4 protein-coding genes are annotated in these 3,924 nt (G+C 62.9%); 1 reads left to right on the plus strand and 3 read right to left on the minus strand.

Annotated elements, in window-relative coordinates; translation table 11 throughout:
- Positions 1–68 precede the first annotated feature (68 nt).
- Complete coding sequence (locus EV672_RS18545) at positions 69–506, minus strand: DUF6151 family protein (RefSeq protein WP_133611419.1); 438 nt, start codon at positions 504–506, stop codon at positions 69–71.
- A 102-nt stretch (positions 507–608) separates the two neighbouring features.
- A complete protein-coding gene (gene serA, locus EV672_RS18550) occupies positions 609–1,838 on the minus strand; it encodes a phosphoglycerate dehydrogenase (protein ID WP_133611420.1) in 1,230 nt (409 codons plus the stop codon).
- 99 nt (positions 1,839–1,937) lie between these two features.
- Between serA and EV672_RS18555 the strand changes: the two genes are divergently transcribed.
- Positions 1,938–3,335 (plus strand): D-2-hydroxyglutarate dehydrogenase, encoded by a 1,398-nt coding sequence (locus tag EV672_RS18555; RefSeq protein ID WP_243738768.1) that lies wholly within the window; start codon positions 1,938–1,940, stop codon positions 3,333–3,335.
- An 18-nt stretch (positions 3,336–3,353) separates the two neighbouring features.
- Here EV672_RS18555 and EV672_RS18560 read toward each other — a convergent pair whose 3' ends face one another.
- Positions 3,354–3,716: a hypothetical protein gene (locus EV672_RS18560; protein ID WP_133611422.1), complete on the minus strand. Its 363-nt coding sequence runs from the start codon at positions 3,714–3,716 to the stop codon at positions 3,354–3,356.
- Positions 3,717–3,924 lie beyond the last annotated feature (208 nt).

Genomic DNA, 3,924 nt, shown 5'->3' on the forward strand with positions numbered 1-3,924 from the left:
GAAAGTCAATGAAATCAACGGTCTACCCAGACCACCCCCGCGCCAGTGCTAGCTTTGCGTACCGTCACTTATTGCACTGAAAACGAGGAGACCCCTCCACGTGCGGACTTGGTGTTCAAGGCGATTTTCACGGGGCCCAGGGCCTGGTCGATCGATGCGGGCGAACTGCCCAGGCAGGCCCGGATCACGCCCACGTATGCCACTCGGGCGTCCTTGGGGGTGTTGCCGATCGGTGTCTGGCAACAAGAGGCATACCAGCGCAGAGGGCCCTTGTCGGTCAGGGACATGCAAGCCACCTGGTCGAGCCCCGCCGTGAACCGGATCGATGCAGGCAAGGTGGCGATGATCTCCGTGCCGCCACGCCGATTCAGGACGGCGCGTTCCTGATTCAGCAGCCGGGCAAAAGCCTGGCAATGCTTGCAGTAACAGACGGCCCGGCCATAGGCCTGCGCCAGGTCAACCTGGCCGCGGACGGCGCCGCATTGGCAGCGCAAGGGGCTTTTCATCGGCGCACCTCGCACCTGGTCAGACTGGACATGTTCCGCTCCTTGAAAGGTCTGCTCGACCTCCCCAGGGCGGCAAATGGCGTGCCGAGGGGCCGTCAGGCATCAATACAGGACACGGCTGCGAATGGTGCCCGGGATGCTCTGAATCTTTTGAAGCGCCACCTCTGAGTACTCGGCATCCACGTCCATCACCAGGTAGCCGATCGCATCGTTGGTCATCAGGCTTTGGGCCGCGATGTTGATGTTGTTCTCGGCGAACACGCGGTTGACGTTCGACAGGATGCCCGGTACGTTCTCGTGGATGTGCAGCAGGCGGTGTTTTCCTGCGCCCAAAGGCATGGTCACTTCAGGGAAGTTCACGGCCGACAGCGTGGTGCCGCAATCCGAGTAACGCACGAACTTTTCAGCCACTTCCAGTCCGATGTTGGCTTGCGCTTCCAAGGTGGAGCCACCGATGTGCGGGGTCAGGATCACGTTGTCGAAGGCGCGCAGCGGCGATTGGAATTCTTCGTCGTTGGCCTTGGGCTCCACCGGGAACACGTCGATGGCGGCGCCCCCCAGGTGCTGGCTTTGCAGCGCGGCGGCCAGGGCGTCGATGTCCACGCAGGTGCCACGGGCCGCGTTCATGAAGATGGCGCCAGGCTTCATCTTGGCGAACTGGCTGGCCCCCATCATGTTCTGGGTGGAGGGGATCTCGGGCACGTGCAGCGTGACCACATCGGCCACGCTCAGCAAATCGTTCAGGCTGCCCAACTGGCGGGCATTGCCCAGCGGCAGTTTGGTGACGGTGTCGTAGTACACCACGTGCATGCCCAGCGATTCGGCCAGCACCGACAGCTGCGAGCCGATGTTGCCATAGCCGACGATGCCCAAGGTCTTGCCGCGGGCTTCCCACGAACCTTCGGCCGACTTGCTCCAGCCTCCGCGGTGCACCAGGGCATTTTTCTGCGGGATGCCGCGCAGCAGCAGGATCAATTGCCCCAACACCAGTTCGGCCACCGAGCGGGTGTTGGAGTAGGGCGCGTTGAACACCGGAACGCCCTTGCGCATGGCATGCTGCAGCGCGACCTGGTTGGTGCCGATGCAGAAGCAGCCGACCGACACCAGCTTGTTGGCGGCCTCCAGCACCGCGGGCGTCACCTGGGTGCGAGAGCGGATGCCCAGAAAGTGCACATCGCGGACCTTCTCAAGCAGGGTGCCCTCATCCAGCGCTGTCTTGAGGTACTCGATGTTGGTGTAGCCGTTCCGGTTCAGCACATCCAGGGCGTTCTGGTGCACGCCCTCGAGCAACAGAAAGCGAATCTTGTCCTTGTCCAGCGAGAGCTGCTGCATGCCTGAATCCTTCATGTGGTGAGTGTTGAACAGCCCCGAGGGCGAAGGGCCGAACCCTGGACGCTACCATGAGGGGGATTTCCCACCGAAAGAATGGTCATGCCGATTGCCCCAGACATCCTTGCCCGACTCCACGCCATCGTGGGCGAAAGCCATGTCAAGACCGACGACGACAGCCTGAAACACTGGGGCTGTGATTGGACCAAGGTGCGCGCGCCCGCCCCTTCGGCCATCGTTTTTCCGGTCTCGGTCGACCAGGTGCAAGGGATCGTGCGCCTGGCCAATGAGGTGAAGCTGGCCCTGGTGCCATCAGGTGGGCGCACCGGTTTGTCGGCGGCGGCCGTGGCGGCCGAAGGCGAGGTCGTGGTCAGCTTCGACCGGATGAACCGCATCCTCGAATTCATCCCCGAAGATCGCCTGGTGCGCCTTCAGCCTGGTGTCGTCACGGCGCAACTCCAGGCTTATGCAGAAGAGCGTGGCCTGTACTACCCCGTGGACTTCGCCAGCGCGGGCTCGTCCCAGATCGGCGGGAACATCGGCACCAACGCGGGGGGCATCAAAGTCATCAAGTACGGCATGACCCGCCATTGGGTGCTGGGGCTGAAGGTGGTCACCGGCAAGGGCGATGTGCTCGACCTGAACAAGGGCATGATGAAGAACGCCACGGGCTACGACCTGCGGCAGCTGTTCATCGGTGGCGAAGGCACGCTGGGCTTCGTGGTCGAGGCCATGATGAAGCTGGACCGCGCCCCGCGCGATCTGCGGGTGATGGTGCTGGGCACGCCAGACTTCGCCTCGGTGATGAAGGTGCTGGCGGCTTTTCAGAAGCAGCTGGACCTGACGGCCTTCGAGTTTTTCTCGGAGTTGTCGACGCAACTGGTGACCCGGCACCAGGGGGTGCCCCGGCCCTTCGACGCCGCCACGCCGTTCTACGCCCTGCTGGAGTTCGAAGCCACGAGCGACAAGGTGGTGGACGAGGCCATGGCCTTGTTCGAATCCTGCGTGGAAGAGGGTTGGGTGGTCGATGGCGTGATGAGTCAGAACCAGACGCAGGCCAAGACTTTGTGGCGCTTGCGTGAGGGCATTTCAGAGACCATCTCGCACTACACGCCTTACAAGAACGACCTGTCGGTCCTGATCCACCACGTGCCGGCCTTCATCGCCGACATCGATGGCATCGTGGCCGACCAGTACCCCGATTTCCGCGTGGTCTGGTTCGGTCACATTGGGGACGGCAACCTGCACCTGAACATCCTCAAGCCCGACGACATGGGCAAGGACGAATTCTTCGCCAAGTGTGGTTCCGTGAACACGCGGATCTTCGAGACCGTGGCGCGCTACGGTGGATCGGTGTCGGCCGAGCATGGCGTGGGCCTGACCAAGAAGCCCTACCTGGGTTACAGCCGTTCGCCCGAGGAGTTGGCCTACATGAAGGCGGTCAAGCTGGTGTTCGACCCGAACAACGTGATGAACCCGGGCAAAGTGTTCGACCTGTGAGGGCGCACGTCGTGATGATCATTGCAACACGCCGATGACGATCAGCACGCTGTTGCCGCCCGGGACCTGGCTGGGGCCTTCGCCACCATGAGGGTCGCTCATCTGCGCGGCGCGCGCTGGGTCGATCTTGTCGGCACCGACATTGACCTGCGCACCGTAGAAAGTGCTGTCGATCTGCACCTTGCCGCGCACGCCGTACAGCATCGGTGAGGCTTTGTTGAAGTAGTCCACCCGGCTGCCCGAACCCGAGAGTTCAAGGCGGAAGGCGGGTTTGTCGCTGGTGCCGTCCTTGCCGAGGTAGGTGTAGGCGATGTCGCCACGCCAGTCCGACAGGTCGATGGCCTGGCCGGTGGCGGAGGTGATGCCCGCGCTGCCACCCACGGCCAACGAGCCCCCGCTGCCCAGCTTGAAATCGACACCCGCGAAGGGTTGCAGGCGGTTGGCCGAACCGGCGGCAGGGGCCCCACCTGCGTCCAGTGGCGCCAGGCTGTCCTGGGGTCTCCTCGTTTTCAGTGCAATAAGTGACGGTACGCAAAGCTAGCACTGGCGCGGGGGTGGTCTGGGTAGACCGTTGATTTCATTGACTTTC

The organism is Aquabacterium commune (genome assembly GCF_004362855.1).
GTDB lineage: Bacteria > Pseudomonadota > Gammaproteobacteria > Burkholderiales > Burkholderiaceae_C > Aquabacterium > Aquabacterium commune.